Below are 16,924 nucleotides of genomic sequence, written 5' to 3'. Positions count from 1 at the left end.
TCCGCGAAATTGCAATGGATGCTAATGTCAATATGGCTCTTGTAAAGTACCATTTTGGTTCAAAATTAGATTTATGGAAAGAAGTGATATCAAAACTTTCCCATAGGGTGATGCAAACCAATGACTTTAGTCTAAAAGATGTAAATAATGCTTCGGATATGAGAGTCTTATTAGTCGAATTATTCGACAAACTGGTTGACATGAGTTTTCAACATCGAGAATTCAGTTTGTTTATCATTAACGAAACCGTTCAACAAGGTGAAAGATTTGACCATTTACTTGCTAAATTAATCAAGCCTTTTCACGAACAAACTTATCCTTTTATTGTAAAAGGGATAGAATTGGGTGTTGTCGCAGACCAGCATCCAGAGGAACTCAGTGTCATGTTGTTGTCATCTGTTGCATACCAGCAGGCCACCCCTCATGTTATGAGAAATTTCACGGATATAACAAAAGATGAAGAGAAATGGAAACAAGTGATCAAGCACAGCTTAAAAGTAAACTTTATCAAGTAATACGGATAGTCAGAGATTTTCAAATAAAGATAATCAATAAAAATAACATACTTTTTTGAAAGGGTGTTTTTAATGGAAAAATTGACTGCTATTCCTCAACCGAAAACCTATGGACCGCTTGGTAATATCCCATTAATCGATAGAGATAAACCTGTTTTATCGTTTATCAAACTAGCCGAAGAGTACGGTCCCATTTTTCGGCTTCAAACTCCAGGAGATACCGCCATTATCGTTTCTGGACATGAACTGGTAGCGGAAGTCTGTGACCAGTCACGGTTCGATAAAAGTGTAGAAGGGGCTTTAGCAAAGGTTCGTCCGTTTGGAGGAGACGGGTTATTTACAAGCGGGACTCACGAGCCTAACTGGAGAAAAGCCCATAATATTTTAATGCCTACATTTAGCCAGAGGGCAATGAAGGATTACCATGCCATGATGGTAGATATTGCCGTACAGCTCGTTCAAAAATGGGCACGGCTTAATCCGAATGAAGAGGTGGATGTCCCGGAGGATATGACCCGACTTACATTGGACACGATTGGTTTATGCGGTTTTAATTACCGATTCAACAGTTATTATCGTGAGACTCCTCATCCTTTTATCACCAGCATGGTCCGTGCTCTAGATGAAGCTATGCATCAATTACAGCGACTGGATATACAGGACAAACTCATGGTAAGAACGAAACGTCAATTTCAGCATGATATCCAAACCATGTTTTCTTTAGTGGATAATATTATTGCTGAACGTAAGGCCAATGGAAACCAGGAAGAAAATGATTTACTTTCCCGTATGTTAAATGTGAAGGATCCGGAAACCGGCGAAAAACTGGATGATGAAAATATTCGTTTTCAAATCATCACCTTTTTAATAGCCGGGCATGAGACAACAAGTGGATTGTTATCCTTTGCGATCTATTTCTTATTGGAAAATCCGGATAAATTGAGAAAAGCCTATGAAGAAGTAGATCGGGTATTAACAGGTCCCACTCCGACATATCAACAAGTTCTGCAGCTTAAGTATATACGGATGATTTTAAATGAATCGCTGCGTCTATGGCCTACCGCACCAGCATTCAGCCTATATGCAAAAGAAGACACGGTGATTGGCGGGAAATACCCAATTAAAAAAGAAGAAGAACGAATTACTGTTCTTATTCCACAGCTGCATCGAGACAAAGACGCATGGGGAGACAATGCTGAAGAATTCCATCCTGAACGGTTTGAAGATCCGGATAAAGTCCCACACCATGCTTATAAGCCATTTGGAAATGGCCAGCGGGCATGTATCGGTATGCAGTTTGCCCTTCATGAGGCCACTCTCGTACTGGGAATGCTTCTCCAGCATTTTGAATTTATCGATTATCAAAACTATCAGCTGGATGTCAAACAAACATTAACACTAAAGCCAGGCGATTTTAAGATTAGGGTTCAATCCCGAAATCAAGCTGCCATCCATCCATCTGTCCTTACACCTATAGTGGAGACGCCGGAGGAACGCAAGATGGAACAACAAGTTCAGAATGCAGCTTCTCTCATTGGAATCAATAACCGTCCGCTGCTTGTTCTTTACGGCTCTGATACAGGGACTGCAGAAGGAATTGCACGAGAACTGGCGGACACAGCTAGTTTACACGGTGTTCAGACGGAAGTAGCAGCCCTTAATGATCGGATTGGAAGCCTGCCAAAAGAAGGGGCGGTTCTTATTGTGACTTCCTCTTATAATGGAAAGCCGCCAAGCAATGCAGGTCAGTTTGTTCAGTGGTTGGAGGAACTAAACCCGGGTGAGCTTACCGGTGTCCATTATGTGGTGTTTGGCTGTGGAGATCATAACTGGGCCAGTACCTATCAGTATGTCCCGAGATTCATTGATGAACAGCTTGCCCAAAAAGGGGCAACCCGATTTTCGGCACGCGGGGAGGGCGATGCAAGCGGAGACTTTGAGGAGCAGTTTGACCAATGGAAATGCAGCATGTGGTCGGACGCGATGAAAGCTTTTGGATTGGAGCTCAATGAAAATGTAGAAAAAGAACGCAGTACCCTAAGCCTTCAGTTTGTCAGTGGCCTTGGAGGGTCTCCTCTTGCTCGTTCGTACGAAGCAGTGAATGCAACTATTGTGGAAAATCGCGAACTTCAATCAGCAGGCAGTGATCGGAGTACTCGGCATATCGAGGTGGCCTTATCGCAAGGAGTTACTTATCAGGAAGGAGACCATCTCGGAGTGCTCCCACACAACAGTGAGGAGAATGTCAACCGCATTCTCCGTAGGTATAATTTGAATGGAAATGATCAAGTAGTGCTAACATTAAGTGGACGAAACGCAGGTCATCTGCCACTTGATGTGCCTATTAGTTTACATGATCTTCTCAGCTATAATGTGGAAGTGCAGGAAGCAGCAACCAGAGCACAAATACGGGAACTGGCATCGTTTACGGTTTGTCCTCCGCACAAACGCGAATTGGAAGCTTTAGTGGAAGAGGGAATTTACCAGGAGCAAATATTAAAGAAACGTATTTCCATGTTAGATCTTCTCGAAAAGTACGAAGCATGTGAAATGCCGTTTGTGCGGTTTTTAGAACTTCTCCCTGCACTCAAACCGCGTTACTATTCTATTTCAAGCTCACCACTCGTTGCCCGGGATCTCCTTAGTATTACAGTCGGTGTTGTAAGCGGACCTGCATGGAGTGGACGAGGCAAATATAAAGGGGTCGCTTCTAACTATTTAGCTCAACGTCACAACAAAGACAATATTGCTTGTTTTATTCGTACTCCACAATCCGGTTTTCAGTTGCCAAAAGATCCAGAAACGCCAATTATCATGGTTGGACCCGGAACTGGGATTGCACCATTTCGAGGGTTTTTACAAGCTCGCCGAGTTCAAAAACAAAAAGGGGTAAAGTTAGGAGAAGTTCATCTATATTTCGGTTGTCGTCATCCTGAAAAAGATTATCTTTATCGTACAGAACTGGAAAAAGATGAAATGGATGGCTTAATATCCTTGCACACAGCTTTTTCTCGCTTGGAAGGACATCCCAAAACATATGTACAGAACTTAATGAAACAAGATGGAGCTAAATTAATTTCATTATTAGATAATGGAGCTCATCTCTATATATGCGGTGATGGAAGTCGAATGGCTCCGGATGTAGAAGATACTCTTTGTCAGGCTTACCAAGAACATCATGGTGTCAGTGAACAAGAGGCAAAAAAATGGTTGGATCAGTTACAATGTGAAGGACGATATGGAAAAGATGTTTGGGCTGGAATCTAATTTTTCTTATTAAAGGGGTCTAGACGCATACCCATCAACCTAACAGACATAAACTACCCCAAAACGAGAAAATTGAGCAATTTGCACAAAATCTTTGTTTTGGGGTAATTCTAAATTCTTACCTTGATGGCGATGTGGCGGGACCCCATATTATAAAGAAAAGTGGAAAAGGAACTGACTTATGAACTGCACCCCAATTGTTAGACACAGTCTAACAATTGGAGGTGCAGTTTTTTTATGGCCAAATATTCTTTAGAAACAAAATTAGCAGCAGTTCATGCTTACCTGAGTGGTGTGGAATCTTTTAAAACAGTGGCTGAAAAATATAGTGTAAATATATCAATGCTAAAGAAATGGGTAGCTAGGTTTAGAGAACACGGATTGGAAGGTTTTCCAAAAGCGTATACAAATTATTCAATTGAGTTTAAAATGGACGTACTTAATTATATGAACGAAACGGGAGCGTCCATTTCAGAAACTACTACAATCTTTAATATTCCTGGCTCTAACACTGTTTGGGAGTGGAAGAGTTTATTTGATACACAAGGCATCGACGCTCTTCAATCAAAGAAAAAGGGGCGTCCATCTATGAACAATAAAAAAGAAAACAATCACTTAGTCGAAGGATCAGAAGAAACATTACAAGCTGAAGTTGAGCGATTACGTATGGAGAATGCGTATTTAAAAAAGTTACATGCCTTAATTCAAGAAAAGGAAAAATCACCGAGAAAGACAAAGCGCAAATAATTTATGAATTAAGGTACGAATTTAAAGTCATTGACTTAGTTAAAGTCGCTGACATTCCGCGCGGTACGTATTACTACTGGACAAAACGACTAAATCGCCCAGATAAATATAGTGAAGTGAAAGAAGTTATTCAACGTATATTTCATGAACATAAAGGTCGATATGGCTACCGCCGTATCGCATGGGCATTACGTAATCGTGGCATGGTACTAAACCATAAAACAGTACTTCGCCTAATGAGCGAGATGAACTTGAAATCTCTTGTCCGTATGAAGAAATATCGTTCTTATCGTGGGGAGGTTGGTAAAATCGCACCGAACATTCTAAAGCGCGATTTCGAAGCTGCAAAGCCAAATGAAAAATGGGTAACCGATGTGACAGAATTTCACTTACACGGGGAGAAACTATATTTATCGCCAATACTTGATTTGTATAACGGAGAAATTATTGCTTATAACGTGGAGAAACGCCCTGTCTATCCACTTGTATCAAAGATGTTGGATAAAGCTTTTGAACACTTAAAAGACGGAGATACACCTATCCTTCACTCGGACCAAGGATGGCATTATCAAATGAAACAATACCAGCACACACTGAAAGAACAAGGAATTACGCAAAGTATGTCTCGGAAAGGAAATTGTTTAGATAACGCAGTCATTGAAAACTTCTTTGGCTTATTAAAGTCTGAATTACTTTATTTACAAGAGTTTGAAAGCATGGAGCATTTTACGTTGGAATTAGAACAATATATTCATTACTACAATAACGATCGAATTAAGACAAAATTAAAAGGTATGAGTCCTGTACAATACAGAACTCATACCTCGCAAGCTGCTTAAAAATATGTGTCTAACTTTTGGGGTTCACTTCATTCCTGATAGGTTCCTTCTATAAATGGGGAAAATTTCAAATGTGGTGGGTTATTCTTCGAATCGTTTCCGTACCCCTATATCAATAGACATTTACACGTTTCTACAAATATATGTTTAAAAACATGCTAACATTAAACTGGCTATTCTTCATTTTAAATCAAATACCAATGTAGCTGCGCTTAGGAGGTGATTATCTGTGGATTTTCTTAATGATTTTTTTACTTGGGCGTTTGAAAGACATCAAAATATCCTAAGTTGGTATATTCGTCCGCTATTTTTATTGCCGTTTTGCTATTTTTCTTATAAAAGAAGTATCAAAGGGATAATAATCACTTTAGTTGCATTAGCTACAAGTATGTTTTGGTTTCCAAAACCTACAACAGTAAATCCCAAAGTGGAAGCTTTTTTGGAAATAGAAATGGATTATTTGTTTGGCAAGTGGAACTTTATTAAGATTGCGTTGTCTTCACTGGTTCCGGTGACAATGTTTGCTTTAGCATATGCGTTTTGGAAACACTCTTGGACGTATGGAATACTTGTCATTAACTTAATTGCTATATTGAAAGTTCTATGGAGTTTATATGCAGGTGATGGTTCAGGAGTATCAATCGTTTTACCAGCTTCTATCGGACTGATAATTTGTAATTTATTTATTTGGATTGCTTACAAAATTGTAAAAAAAAGAGATAATGATAAATCAACAAATAATAAATTTTAATCATTTAAGATCATTACGAGATAAAAACTTCATAAAAAAGCAGTAAAATAAATAACCGGTTCCTTAACGTACAGGGAATCGGTTAATTTGTGTCCAAAATGTGTCTAAACGTACAATTTTCTTTTTTTGATATGGTGACCCCATGCCCATCAACTTAAGAAATTCATTATTCCCCAAAACGAAAAAAATGAGCTAAATTCTTATAAATAACTGCAAAATAATAAAATTTTTGTTTTGGGGACACTTCAAAGTACTAGATTGATGACAACGTGGCGGGGCTCCTAAAATAAGATTATAATTAGCATCGCTTTTAACAATGTGACAATGATTATTGTCAGACTTCCATTTCGGTTGCGATTTATTTTGTTATTTAAGGCGTTAAAAGAAAACTTCAGAACAACTAGGTAATTTATGTTAAAATATAAAGAAAAATGATAAATATTATTAATTGTAAAAAGGACAAGATTGTAAAATAAGAATTTAATTCGGAAGGATTGAGTTTACTTATATATTCTTAGGAGTGATGGAATGGATAATCCTTATAAAATAGCTGTAATTGGTGGCACTGGTAAGGTAGGGCGTTATATAGCTTCAGAATCGTTAAAAAATGGCTACCAAGTTCGTATGCTTGTTCGGAATCCTAAAAATTTAAAATATAACGATGATAAAGTTGAGATTGTAACAGGTACTGCGGAGAATGTAGATGCAATAAGACAACTACTCGAAGGTTGTCTTATTGTTATAAATTGCTTTGGTCAACCTATGAGAGATACACCTATATATAGCAAAGTTACCAGAGATATACTTGAAGTAATGAAAGAAAAGGATATTAAGAGATATATTGGAGTTACAGGAGCTTCTCTTAATATTATAGGAGATAAAAAAAGTCTTTTAAATAAGATTGGAGCAAAAATGTTTGAAGTGCTCTTTTCCAAAATGATGAAAGATAAAAGAGAAGAGCTGAATATTCTTTTGAAAAATAAAGACCTTGATTGGACGCTAATAAGACTACCTTTTGTAAAAGAGGGTGTTGAAGTTAGAGCAGTCAAAGAAAGTCTTACCGATATGCCTGGGACAATGATTTCAAATAAAGAAATAGCAAATTTTATAATTAGCCAGATTGATAATAAAGAGTATATTCATAAAACACCTTTTATTGCGATTTAATATAAGGGTAGCGTCACATCGCTATCAACTTAGGAAATTTTAATACCCTCAAATACCAAAAAACGTTATCCTTTCTAAACAAGCTAAATTAGAAAGGATGACGTTTTCTTATGAATCTCTCGATTCAAGATGAACTACTACCATTTGCTGAAGAATTACAACGATATGTTACACCTGTATTCTTAGAAGAACTTGCAAGAGAAATCGGATTCGTAAAGCGAAAACGTAAGTTTTCTGGATCAGACTTAGCTACTATTTGTATTTGGATCAGTCAACGGGTGGCAAGCGATCCCTTAGTCCGATTATGTAGTAGGCTTCATGCAGCTACTGGTACTTTACTCAGCCCTGAGGGCTTAAATAAACGCTTAAATACAAAAGCAGTTTTGTTTTTACAACATATTTTTTCTTTACTGTTACAACAAAAAATATGTGAACAAACACCGATTTCTAACCAACTCTTCTCTTATTTTGAGCGAATCCGTATCCTAGATGCCACCGTATTTCAAGTGTCAAATGCTTTAGAAAATGTATATCCAGGATCTGGAGGATGTGCCCAAACAGCTGGAATCAAAATTCAATTAGAATATGATCTGCACAGTGGGGAATTTCTTAACTTTCAAGTTGGACCAGGAAAAAATAATGACAAAACTTTTGGTACAGAATGCTTAGATACCTTACGACCAGGGGATTTATGTATTCGTGATTTGGGTTATTTTTCATTGGAAGACTTAGATCAAATGGATCAACGAGGTACATACTATATTTCTCGTTTAAAATTGAATACGAATGTATATGTGAAAAATCCAAACCCAGAATGCTTTAAAAACGGTGCAATTAAGAAACAATCAGAATACATACAAATAGATGTGAAACAAATTTTAAATCAACTACAGCCTGGAGAAACATTTGAATTAAAACATGCTTATATCGGTGATAAACAACAGCTGTTTGCACGTGTTATTTTTAACCGACTAACAGAAAAGCAACTTCAAAAACGACAAGCAAAAATCGCGGAAAAAGAAAAATCCAAAAATAGAACGTACTCAGAGAAAAGTAAAGTTGTAGCGGGATTAAACATGTACGTGACGAATACACCTTGGGAATGGGTTCCGATGGAACAGGTACATGAGTTATATACTTTGCGTTGGCAAATAGAGATTGTCTTTAAAACGTGGAAATCACTCTTCAAAATAGATCATTATCGTAATGTAAAACAAGAACGATTAGAGTGCCAACTATATGGAAAGCTAATCTCTATTTTCCTGTGCTCCTCTACTATGTTTAAAATGCGTCAACTTCTTTTGCAAAAGAAGAAAAGAGAATTAAGCGAATATAAGGCAATAGGGATGATCCAAGATTATTTATATCTTCTGTATCAAGCTATACAGAAAAACACCCAAGAAATAACAAAGATTCTAATCCGCCTATTCCACCTACTACAGAAAAACGGGCGAAAATCTCATCGATATGAGAAGAAAACAGTCTTTGATATTATGGGTGTTATCTATGAGTATAGTGGATTTAGAAAACAAAAGAAAGTTGCATAACCTTTAAAAATAATACCTACCTAGGTTTATTTGGCATGCTCATTTTTAAGGATAAAAAGTGTTTTAAGGGTTTTTTAGTTTATTTGAACGAAAGTTCATTTTGTTTCCGTTCTTAAGTTGATGGGCATGTATGGTGACCCCAAATAGCTAATTCTCGAGGTGGATCAACTGTCCGAGCTCCTAAATCAGCTAAAACTAACAAAATCGCTCCTAATAATGCTGACATCGGAATAATAAGCCGATAATCCCCTCCAACTAACTTTCTAGAAAGGTGAGGAACAACAAGTCCAACAAATCCGATAGAGCCAACAGCTGACACAGAAACCCCTGCTAAAATCACAGCTACCGTTATACAAATTACCCTAACACGCGTTGTTTTCACCCCAAGGCTTATTGCAATACCATCTCCCATTGAAATGAGAGAGACAGATCGTCCTAAAAAGATAGCCCACATAATCGTAAACAAAATAGTAGGGGCTAAGATACGCAAATGGGCCCACTTTATCCCGGCTACTCCTCCTGCATACCAAAAGGCCAAGTCTTGACTCAAATCGTAATATATGGCCACACCCGAGCTAAGTGAATGTAAAAGCGCTGCAATTACGGCACCTGAAATAGTAAGCTTAATTGGTGTTAGTCCTCCAGGAGTAGCCGAGCCAATAATAAAAATAGATAATGTACTTAACACAGCTCCAATAAACGAAAAGACCATTAACATGGAATATGGCATACTTGGAAAAAATGCAAAACAGAGTGCAACAACAAACATTGATCCACCATTAATTCCTAATATTCCAGCATCGGCTAAGGGATTTCGGGTTACTCCTTGCATTAAAGCTCCTGCCACAGAAAAAGCTGCTCCGACAATTGCTGCTCCCAACACACGTGGAAGACGCAATTCATAAATAATTTGTTGCGATGTTAGTGTAGGATTATAATGAAATACGGCTGACCATACGGTATGAACATTCATCTCTTTTGCGCCAAATGTTATAGCTAAAAACATGCTCACTATTAATCCTAAAGTTATCAAAATGAAAAGACTTAATTTTATATAAATATTTCGACGATTTTCTAAAGAAAAATTTTCTAACATTAATTACTCCTTTATCCTCTGCAGCATCTTTTACGATAATGATAATTGTTATCATTTATATACATAAGATATTATATCTATACCATTGTACAATAGCAATAAAATCTTTCACTTTGGTTGCAAACAGGGATTCTGATTTATGTCTACCAAGCTAGTAACTGTGTCAGAACCCCATTCTGAATACAAAACTACCTCTAACATACCCATGCCCATCATGCTTAAAAAATGCTATCCTTTTAGTAGGATAATTAATAAGAATGGCGCTTTTATCTCAAATAGCCAAGAATACTCCACCTCAAGGAATGTGAAGGGTGTAGCCCGATGAGTAAGTGGGAGATGAATTAGCTTTTTGTATAGCAAAACATATTTTTTTGTTAAGATAAATATAGAACGAATTCAAGCGTGGTTGCTAGTTGGTAAATAGAACTTGTCTAGTGGTTGTCGTTCACCTATACCATTCGAAATTCGCAAAAAGGATAAACCGTAAATCTGTGACACGAAAACTAAATGTCAAATCAACAACCAAGACTGAAATACCCTACGAGTTCCGTATCAACCGTAGGGACTACGAGAGTAATCCCTTAAATAACTAACGGGCTGGTGTTTGTAGGAATCCCACACTTCAGACGTTAGCTAAGTGGGGGTAGTTTAATACAGAAGGGGAAGTAGTAAATAAAAAGAATCTGATTACCTTTACAACAGGAAAGAAAAAGTTACCTACTCAGTTATCAAAATCACTCTACAATCAGGTTGGGAAAGATAAGGTTCGCGGAGGTTTCAATTCATCTTCTGAAGTAATAAAACATATTATTACCGAATACTATGAGAAACGGACCGACAAAAAATAACATATTATTTTCCTTGCAGAAAGAGTGTTTTTTGTGAAAAGATATTCCATTAATTGGAATGTGATTATAAACGAATTTATTGTGTGTACAAATACTAAAAAAGTTGTATTGAGTTCTATTTTAGGAATAACTGTCATGCTAGCAGGATACCAATCTGACCTAGAAAAAGCACGTAAAGAAAGTAAGTCAAAAGAAGAAGTTAAGACAAGGGAGGAAGAGAAATACTCTTTAAATGAAACGGAAAAAATACCCCGTAAGAAGCTTAAAAATGAATTAACTGATGAAGTAAAAAAGAAATAGCGCCAGGAATCGAAAAAAAGCGAAAGAAAAGTATACCAAAGAAAGATATGATGCTGCGATGAAAGATATAGCAACTGACATCCAACGTGTACAAGATGAAAAATTTAGAATCGATGATTTCTTTGCAAAGTATCAAGCGAAATAGTTCCGAATTTTATTTTGTAGAACCAGTATCACATTTAAAAAGCTTAAGTTTGTGAATCGGGACGAAACTTGATAGCTATCTATAAGAATTTAGAATAGTGACGTAAAATCTTAACTAATTTGAGATTTTTTCAAACAATTTTTTTTGTTCCTGGTGTGCGTAAAACTTCTACTATATATTCCATAAAGACGAAAAAAGTTCTCTAGTGTGAATTCGATACGAAAATGGAAGAAATTTAGATTAAACGCATATTTATCCTAATTAAGAGCACATTATATACAAATATAATGGAGGTGTAATTATGAATATTCAACGTCATGATAATAATACAAATGAAATTCTTATTGCAGGGGCAGCAAGTGCAATTGAGCAAATGAAATATGAGATTGCTCGCGAATTTGGAGTCACACTTGGTCCAGAGACATCCGCACGTGCCAATGGTTCTGTTGGTGGGGAGATTACAAAACGCCTTGTTCGAATGAGTGAAGAGAAATTAGTGGGTCAATATAGAACTCATTAAAGATTTTTACATAGGTAAATTAAAAAAGTATCCTTACTCTAAACTAAGGATACTTTTTTATTTAATAAAAGAGGGGGAAAAAGAAGAGAAGTAAAGACTTGAGAAGTTTAGTTTCATATAGGAATTTCAGTCGTATAAATATGTGAGATAGTAAGAAATCTCCTGAATATGAATTATTGACACTCCCACCCCTAAAGGGGCAAGCAAGCTGACGCTTGTGGAATTCTTGCTACCAAAGGCGAAGTCCATTTCTGGTATCGCTGACGTGCAAGATTGCGGTGTGCCATCACCACTCCATAGACAGTGCATCTAGCATCTATGGCTACGGAACTATAACCATACCGTACAGATTATTCGTGTTCGAAAATGTTTTAGCGTCTTGTTCTTGACGACTTCATACATTTTACATGGCGAAAGAATTTGTTGTCACAACTCCATATGTATGCTGTTTTCAATGAACACATATGCGTTTTAAAGACTTGTACTTGTCTATAACCTTATTATAACAAAACAAATGTTTTTCTAGGAAAAAGCGATACTTCCATCCCATGCCTAAAGGCGGACCAAAGTCCTGCATGGGCTTTCCCATATCGCAAAATCTATAAAATTTTATTAAAAATATGGTACGTGAAATTATATAAAATTGATCTAATGATATATTGACATCTCCCACTTTCACTGGTACTGTCGCACCTTTACGTTTAGAAGGCATACCGCCAACATTTTAACGAAAATATACGCTAAGCAAAATTAGACATGAGAAAACGTTGAGTTTACTACTTTAAGGTATTCACCAATTCCCAAAAACGATTATTTTTGGGAGATTCGGATATCCATCAATTTTTGATGTTTTTTTGTCGAAAACTACTCCCAAAACTCATTACAAAAACTATATACCTAATATGTACGTTTATGATAAAATTAAAGTGTAAATAAGTAATATTTTGGAAATTAAGATTGATCTTAGAAACCCCAAACATGATTTTTTCTAAAATTAAATACTTTATGCTTTTTAGACAACTTTATTATTCGACAACAGGAGTGTAATGAAATATGAAAATAGGATACGCAAGGGTAAGTACACACGAACAAAACTTAGATATGCAAGTAGATGCATTACAGAAAATTGGATGTGAGCGTATTTACCAGGAAAAAGTATCAGGTGCTCAAAAGAACCGACAAGAATTACAAATAGCTTTGGATATGCTTCGCGAGGGAGATGTATTTGTAGTTTATAAGCTAGATCGATTAGCCCGATCCGTTAAACATCTATACGAGATCATGGATATCATTCGTAAAAAAAATGTTCAATTTATTTCTCTTAAAGATAACATCGATACCTCTACAGCTTCAGGAAGAGCCATGTTCGGTATGTTTGCTGTTTTTGCTGAATTCGAAAGGGACATTATTCGTGAAAGAACACTTGCCGGATTAAGTGCGGCTAGAGCAAGAGGAAGAAATGGTGGAAGACCTAAAAAAGATGAGAAGAAAATACAACAGGCAATCGAACTATATCAGTCTGAAAAATTTACCGTTAAAGAAATCAAAGAAATGACTGGCGTTTCAAGTTCCACTTTATATAGAGAATTAAAAACTACCGTAGAAAAAAAACAAAATTAAACAATTTGAATTTTATTAAAAAACAGTAGAGTGCCAAGAAGAACTTTCTTTGTCAACTAACACTCTTTTAATAAGTGAATAATTATAATATCAGTTTTTTATCATTTTATAGTTAATTAATTTAATACCTTGTCGGTGGACAGTTTGTTCGCAAACTACTGTGTATCCTCGGGACATAAAAAGGGTTTGACTGTAATAAGAGTTTCGATTTTCTTTTCAAACTTTGCAACGGAACCCCTATTATGAAATTGATTTACTTAGTTATGGTTATACATATTTCCTATTACAGGAGGGGATGAAATGAATTATATTGCTCACATACGTAAAAGTGATAATGAAATACAAACCGTTGAGGAACATTTATTAGAAGTGAAAGATTTAGCAGAAACCTATGGAGAAAAGCTCGGTGTGAAGCACTTAGCCGGTTTAGCTGGGATGCTCCATGATATAGGAAAATATACTAATGAATTTAGAGAATACATATTAGAAGCAGCAGGCAACCCTGACTCTCCACCTAAAAGAGGCAGTGTCGATCATTCAACGGCAGGTGGAAGGCTTTTATACGAGCTTTTTCATACAGCAGGGAACATTACTCATTATAAAGGAATAGTGGCTGAAATTGTAGGAAATGCTATTATTTCTCATCATGCTTACCTTCAAGATTTTTTAAGTCCAAATTTGGAATCCAGCTATTTAAATAGAGTACAAGATAAGAAACTAACTGAGTTTCATGTAACGAAGCACTGTTTTTTTGAACATATTATGAGCGAGGCAGATTTCCATGAGTATGTTGACAAGGCAGCTGTTGAATTAGAGAGTTTTTTAGCAAAAGAGTCCCCGGAACATAATGAAAAACAATTGATGTTTTTGACGAAATTTATCTTTAGTACTTTAATTGATGCTGACAGAACGAATACAAGATTATTTGAGGAAAATAAAACCTACGAATCGCTAGATAATTATGAAGAGTTGTTCAACGTATACTATGAAAAACTTATAGCAAAAATTAATTCATTTAAAGAAGATAAAAGTGCAATAACTCCCATTAACCATCTAAGAGCAGAGATGTCAGATCGGTGTGATCAATTTGCTGAGAAGTCTTCAGGAATATATACACTATCTATTCCGACTGGCGGAGGAAAAACATTAGCAAGTTTGAGGTATGCGCTAAAACACGCCAAACTGTATAATAAAAAACGCATCATTTATATCGTTCCCTATACAACTATTATTGAGCAAAATGCAGAAGAGGTTCGAAAAATATTAGAGGATCAGGTCAATATTTTAGAGCATCATTCAAATGTAATTGAAGATGTGAATGATAATGATGAAGATCAAGATGGCTTCATTACTGTACAGCAAAAATTAAAGCTAGCTAAGGACAATTGGGATTCTCCTATTATTTTCACAACGATGGTGCAATTTTTAAATGTATTTTATGCAAAGGGAAGTCGAAATATCAGGAGGCTTCATAATCTAAGTGAGTCAGTTATTATTTTTGATGAAGTGCAAAAGGTTCCTATTTCCTGTGTATCCTTATTTAATCAGGCATTAAATTTTTTAAAAACATATGCACATTCTAGTATGGTTCTCTGTACTGCTACTCAGCCGGCACTAGACTTTGTTGAACATAAGTTAGAAATCAATACAGATGCTGAGATTATTGATAACTTAGAATATGTTATTGATGCGTTTAAAAGGGTGGAAGTTGTTGATAAAGCAACGAGTGAAACATTTAATACTGACAAACTTTCCAATTTTATTGAATTAAAAATAAAAGAAGTTCAAAGTATTTTAGTCATTTTAAATACGAAATCGGTTGTTAAACGTCTATATACCAAATTAAAAAATAGTGAAGAACGTATTCCAATTTACCATTTAAGTACATCAATGTGTGCGGCACATAGAAATAAAATCTTAGATGAAGTAAAAGTGCATCTTAAAAAGGGTAATAAAATCATTTGTGTTAGTACCCAGCTTATTGAAGCTGGTGTAGATGTTAGTTTCGAGTGTGTAATTCGTTCTCTAGCGGGATTAGATTCCATTGCACAAGCTGCAGGTAGATGCAATCGGCATGGAGAGAAGGAGTTACAAAAGGTATATGTTATAGATCATGAGGAAGAAAACCTAAATTATTTAAAAGAGATTAAAGTTGGGAAACAAGAGGCAAGAAAAATTTTCATTGATATTAGGCGTAATAAAACGCATCATGGCGGACATGTCTTATCTAAACAAGCCATGGAAAAATATTTTAAGGAGTATTATACAGAGTTTAAATCTGGCTTAAATTATTTTATACCGAAGCTAAAAAAGGAAATGACTGAGTTATTGTCTGCAGGGAAAACAAACAGTAGTTACTATCAAGCTTATCTTTATAAGGAGCGAAAGCAACTTCCGTTATTTATCGTAAATAGCTATAAGACAGCAGCAGAACATTTCCATGTAATTGAAAACAGTACAACTTCTGTAATCGTTCCTTACGACGAAGGAAAAGAGATTATTGCAGAATTAAGTAGCAATGCATCAATTGCTGATCTTACAAGGTTACTACGGAAAGCACAACAGTATACAATAAATCTTTATAGATATGAATTGGAGCAATTAGCAAAAAATGATGGATTGGTCAGTTATCTGGATGGAAAGATTTTAGTGTTAAAAGAAGGCGCTTATGACACAGAATTCGGTTTTAACCTCGAAAACGACAGTCAGTTCGATATAAGTATGTACTAAAAAGGGTTGATCTAAAATATCTTTTAGGTCAGCTCTTTTTAAATAAAATAGTATATTTTTTAATTCGCAAAAAGTATATAATTGAATTATTTGGAAAATAAAGAGTGGAGGTGACCGTATGAGAAATGCTATTGAATTTGAAGTCTATGGTAATTATGCTTTATTCACTGATCCTTTAACAAAGCTGGGAGGTGAGAAGCTTTCTTATCAAGTTCCTACCTATCAAAGCTTGAAAGGAATTGTCGAGTCTATATATTGGAAACCGACATTATTGATGATGATTGATGAAGTTCGTATCATGAATTCAATCCGAATGGAGTCAAAAGGGATTCGGCCAATTGAATATGGCGGAGGAAATACGCTTGCTAATTATACATATTTAAAAGATGTTAGATACCAGGTTCGCGCTCACTTTACTTTTAATCCGCATAGACCCGATCTAGCTTTTGACCGTAACGAACATAAGCATCATAACATCTTGAAGCGCGCTCTTTATACTGGGGGACGGAGAGATATTTTTCTTGGTGCAAGGGAATGTCAGGCTTATGTAGAACCGTGCGTATTTGGTGAAGGTGAGGGCTTTTATGATAATTATGGAGAGATTCATTTAGGTACTATGGTTCATGGAATTAACTATCCAGATGAAACAGGCAGGAATCAATTGGAAGTGCGTCTATGGAATCCGGTTATGAAGGATGGCATTATCCAATTTATAAGGCCAGATCAGTGTCAGCACACACGTAAAATTATAGACATGGAACCGAAGCGTTTTGATGCTGCCAATACTGAATCAGCAGACGACCTGTTACAACAATTAGAACAGGGGTGAAGG

The 16,924-nt window shown here is 36.1% G+C and carries 11 protein-coding genes and 1 pseudogene; 11 read left to right on the top strand and 1 reads right to left on the bottom strand.

The features are described from left to right. The first annotated feature begins 32 nt into the window (after window positions 1-32). The 6 genes from AB1284_RS26275 to AB1284_RS26250 all read left to right on the top strand — a co-directional run bounded on the left by AB1284_RS26275 (window position 33) and on the right by AB1284_RS26250 (window position 8,833). Window positions 33-515: a TetR/AcrR family transcriptional regulator gene (locus tag AB1284_RS26275; protein ID WP_429762085.1), complete on the top strand. Its 483-nt coding sequence runs from the start codon at window positions 33-35 to the stop codon at window positions 513-515. A gap of 72 nt (window positions 516-587) precedes the next feature. Then, entirely contained in the window at window positions 588-3,782 is a 3,195-nt protein-coding gene (locus AB1284_RS26270; protein ID WP_429762084.1) for a bifunctional cytochrome P450/NADPH--P450 reductase, read from the top strand. A 237-nt stretch (window positions 3,783-4,019) separates the two neighbouring features. Beyond that, window positions 4,020-5,368, top strand: a protein-coding gene (locus AB1284_RS26265) for an IS3 family transposase (protein WP_429762083.1) whose coding sequence is annotated in 2 segments (ribosomal slippage) — window positions 4,020-4,476 and window positions 4,476-5,368 — 1,350 coding nt in all. Because the reading frame shifts where the segments join, the coding sequence is not laid out codon by codon here. Between the two features lie 229 nt (window positions 5,369-5,597). Beyond that, window positions 5,598-6,119 carry a hypothetical protein gene (locus AB1284_RS26260; RefSeq protein WP_429762082.1) on the top strand — a complete coding sequence of 174 codons (522 nt, stop codon included), beginning with the start codon at window positions 5,598-5,600 and terminating at the stop codon, window positions 6,117-6,119. 528 nt (window positions 6,120-6,647) lie between these two features. After that, a complete protein-coding gene (locus AB1284_RS26255) occupies window positions 6,648-7,286 on the top strand; it encodes an NAD(P)H-binding protein (RefSeq protein WP_429762081.1) in 639 nt (212 codons plus the stop codon). Window positions 7,287-7,396: 110 nt separating this feature from the next. Beyond that, window positions 7,397-8,833: an IS4 family transposase gene (locus AB1284_RS26250; protein WP_429762080.1), complete on the top strand. Its 1,437-nt coding sequence runs from the start codon at window positions 7,397-7,399 to the stop codon at window positions 8,831-8,833. Between the two features lie 142 nt (window positions 8,834-8,975). Here the strand turns inward: AB1284_RS26250 and AB1284_RS26245 are convergent. Beyond that, window positions 8,976-9,839 (bottom strand): annotated as a pseudogene (locus AB1284_RS26245) (FecCD family ABC transporter permease); the annotation flags it as partial. A gap of 971 nt (window positions 9,840-10,810) precedes the next feature. Between AB1284_RS26245 and AB1284_RS26240 the strand changes: the two are divergent. The 5 genes from AB1284_RS26240 (at window position 10,811) to cas5c (ending at window position 16,921) form a co-directional block, all read left to right on the top strand. Continuing rightward, window positions 10,811-11,077 carry a hypothetical protein gene (locus AB1284_RS26240; protein WP_429762079.1) on the top strand — a complete coding sequence of 89 codons (267 nt, stop codon included), beginning with the start codon at window positions 10,811-10,813 and terminating at the stop codon, window positions 11,075-11,077. A gap of 446 nt (window positions 11,078-11,523) precedes the next feature. Further along, on the top strand, window positions 11,524-11,742 hold the full coding sequence (locus AB1284_RS26235) for a small, acid-soluble spore protein, alpha/beta type (protein ID WP_377881911.1): 219 nt from the start codon (window positions 11,524-11,526) through the stop codon (window positions 11,740-11,742). Window positions 11,743-12,795: 1,053 nt separating this feature from the next. Then, window positions 12,796-13,362: a recombinase family protein gene (locus AB1284_RS26230; protein WP_429762078.1), complete on the top strand. Its 567-nt coding sequence runs from the start codon at window positions 12,796-12,798 to the stop codon at window positions 13,360-13,362. A gap of 300 nt (window positions 13,363-13,662) precedes the next feature. Then, entirely contained in the window at window positions 13,663-16,092 is a 2,430-nt protein-coding gene (cas3, locus tag AB1284_RS26225) for a CRISPR-associated helicase Cas3' (RefSeq protein WP_429762077.1), read from the top strand. Between the two features lie 118 nt (window positions 16,093-16,210). Continuing rightward, entirely contained in the window at window positions 16,211-16,921 is a 711-nt protein-coding gene (cas5c, locus tag AB1284_RS26220) for a type I-C CRISPR-associated protein Cas5c (protein ID WP_429762076.1), read from the top strand. Window positions 16,922-16,924 lie beyond the last annotated feature (3 nt).

Origin of the sequence: Bacillus sp. S2(2024) (assembly GCF_050474045.1) — a bacterium.
Classification (GTDB): domain Bacteria; phylum Bacillota; class Bacilli; order Bacillales; family Bacillaceae_G; genus Bacillus_A; species Bacillus_A yunxiaonensis.
This window is presented reverse-complemented; position numbering and strand designations above follow the sequence as displayed.

Excerpts from the sequence above, each read along its gene's own strand:
- AB1284_RS26275 (WP_429762085.1), top strand. The coding sequence starts at position 33 with ATGGCTCTTGTAAAGTACCATTTTGGTTCAAAATTAGATTTATGGAAA.
- AB1284_RS26270 (WP_429762084.1), top strand. The coding sequence starts at position 588 with ATGGAAAAATTGACTGCTATTCCTCAACCGAAAACCTATGGACCGCTT.
- AB1284_RS26255 (WP_429762081.1), top strand. The coding sequence starts at position 6,648 with ATGGATAATCCTTATAAAATAGCTGTAATTGGTGGCACTGGTAAGGTA.
- AB1284_RS26250 (WP_429762080.1), top strand. The coding sequence starts at position 7,397 with ATGAATCTCTCGATTCAAGATGAACTACTACCATTTGCTGAAGAATTA.
- AB1284_RS26235 (WP_377881911.1), top strand. The coding sequence starts at position 11,524 with ATGAATATTCAACGTCATGATAATAATACAAATGAAATTCTTATTGCA.
- AB1284_RS26230 (WP_429762078.1), top strand. The coding sequence starts at position 12,796 with ATGAAAATAGGATACGCAAGGGTAAGTACACACGAACAAAACTTAGAT.
- cas3 (WP_429762077.1), top strand. The coding sequence starts at position 13,663 with ATGAATTATATTGCTCACATACGTAAAAGTGATAATGAAATACAAACC.
- cas5c (WP_429762076.1), top strand. The coding sequence starts at position 16,211 with ATGAGAAATGCTATTGAATTTGAAGTCTATGGTAATTATGCTTTATTC.